Here is a 2,142-nt window from a genome sequence, read left to right as displayed (position 1 = left end):
GCGCTCTCATGTCCCAGCAGTCTCGCCGCGTTCTCGAGGATGTGCGTCCGGAGCCACTGTTCCTGTTCTGGCTCGGACAGTTGTGCCAGTCGCCGGCGGACCACACCCGCATCCTGTGTTCCGGTGCTCTGCCGCCGCCCGATCCGCTTGGCCAAGTCGCGCAGCAGCGCGGGCACCGCGTCCCGGGCACGCAGTGCGGCCAGGTCGATCTCGACCGGTACGTGCACCGGACGGTCCGAAGACACTGCCGCATCGAACAATTCGAGCGCCTTGTCCGCGGCCAGTGGCGGCAGACCCTGGCGACGCATACGCTGCCGGTCGACCTGGCTGAGCCACTGCGAGAGTCCGGTTTCGATGTCCCACAGACCATAGGCGAGCGAGGTGGCGGGCAAACCTTCGGCGTGCCGGTGAGTCGCGAGCGCGTCGAGGAACAGGTTGGCCGCCGCGTAGCCGCCCTGACCCGCGGGCAGTATCGAGCCTGCCACCGAGGAGATCATCACGAAGGCGGACAGCCCGGCTGCCCGGGTGAGCTCGTGCAGATACCAGGCGGCGTCGGCCTTGGCACCGAGGGAGTAGTCGATCTGTTCCGGCGTCAAGGTGTCGACCAGCCCGTTGTGGGCAACGCCCGCCACGTGGACGATCGCGCCCAGCGGATGCTCCGCGGGTATCGAGGCCAGCAGGTCTCGCAGCGCAGCACGGTCCGTGACATCGCAGGCGGCTACGCGAACCTGGGCGCCGAGAGCTTCGAGTTCCTCGATGAGATCCGCGGCGGCGGTTGGTCCGCGCCTGCCCGCCAGCAGCAGGTGCCGCACACCGTGCGCGTTCACCAGGTGCTTGGCGAGGTGGCTACCGATCCCGCCGGTACCACCGGTGATCAGCACAGTCCGCCCGGAATCCCAGGGTGCCTGCCGCTCCGATTCGGAGGACGCGGCACGAGTGAGCCGCGGCACCCGTACCCCATCCGCGTGGACAGCCAGTTCCGGTTCGCCCGACATCGCCGCGGCGACAAGATGGTCCATCGCTGCCTCCGCGTCGGCCTCGATGAGCACGATCCGCCCTGGGTTCTCCGCCTGCGCCGCGCGCACCAGGCCCCACACCGCGGCCGATGCCGGGTCGGTGGAGTCGGTGATCACCGCCAGAGTGCTTGCGGCATAGCGTTCTTCGCGCGTGAACTGCTGGATGACGCCGAGCGTGCGGTGCAAGGCCGTGCGTAGCCGCTCCGGCATCTCCACGCCGTCGACCGGGGGCCGGAAGAGCAAGACCGAGGCCGACTCCGCCGCATCCCACTCGGCCCAGGAGACTCCTGCCACGGATCGCGGCTCCGGACCGGGCCGCCAACTGACCTCGTACAGCGCGTCCCGCGAAGACCGGGTTGCGGCCGGGAGCAGGTCGGTGGACATCGGGCGCAACGCGAGCGCCCCCACGGAAAGCAGTGGCGCGCCATCGGAATCGGCCATCGCCAGGGCGATTGTCCCCTGATCCGACCAGGTCAACCGAACCCGCACCCGCCGGGCGCCGTCGGCGTGCACACGCACCGAAGACCACGCGAAGGGAACGAGGGGCGGCCGCTCGGTGTCCTCGTCCACGCCCCGCGGAAGACCGAAGGGCAGTGCGTGCATGGCCGCGTCGAGCAGCGCCGGATGGATGCCATAGCCCTGGGTGGCGGTCTGTTCGGGCAGAGCGACCTCCGCGAAGAGATCCTCGCCCCGGCGCCAGAGTGCCACCAGCCCTTGGAAAGCAGGCCCGTAGTTGTATCCGTTGTCGGCGAGTTCGTCGTAAGCGCCTGCCACACCGACCTCGGAAGCACCGGCCGGTGGCCACTGAGTGAAGTCGGCCGAGCCTTCCGGTTCGCCGGACTCTCTACTCGGGCTCACCGTGCCCGCCGCATGGTGCGCCCACGGGACCGACGGATCGTCCTCGTCATGGCGCGAGTAGATGTCGAGCCGTCGGCGACCGGACTCGTCACCGTCACCGACGATCACCTGGATCTGCACTCCGCCATGCCCCCGGAGCACGAGCGGCGCGAGGAGAGTGAGCTCCTCCAGTTCCGGGCAGTGGGGGGGGGGGCCCGCGGAGGACCGCCCCCCGACGCAAACAGGGCGGGGCCCGCCAACGCGGGCCCGCCACGCAGAGAACGGCCCC

Annotated in this window: 1 protein-coding gene; it reads right to left on the bottom strand. The window is 70.1% G+C overall.

Annotated features, from left to right (window positions below):
* On the bottom strand, nucleotides 1–2,015 hold a 2,015-nt coding region (locus tag ACFWPJ_RS31170; RefSeq protein WP_378856848.1), incomplete at its 3' end, for an SDR family oxidoreductase.
* Nucleotides 2,016–2,142 lie beyond the last annotated feature (127 nt).

It is taken from the genome of Nocardia sp. NPDC058497, assembly GCF_042720195.1.
Taxonomy (GTDB): domain Bacteria; phylum Actinomycetota; class Actinomycetes; order Mycobacteriales; family Mycobacteriaceae; genus Nocardia.
Note: the sequence above shows the minus strand (reverse complement) of the source record. Positions and strands in the feature narration are given on the sequence as shown.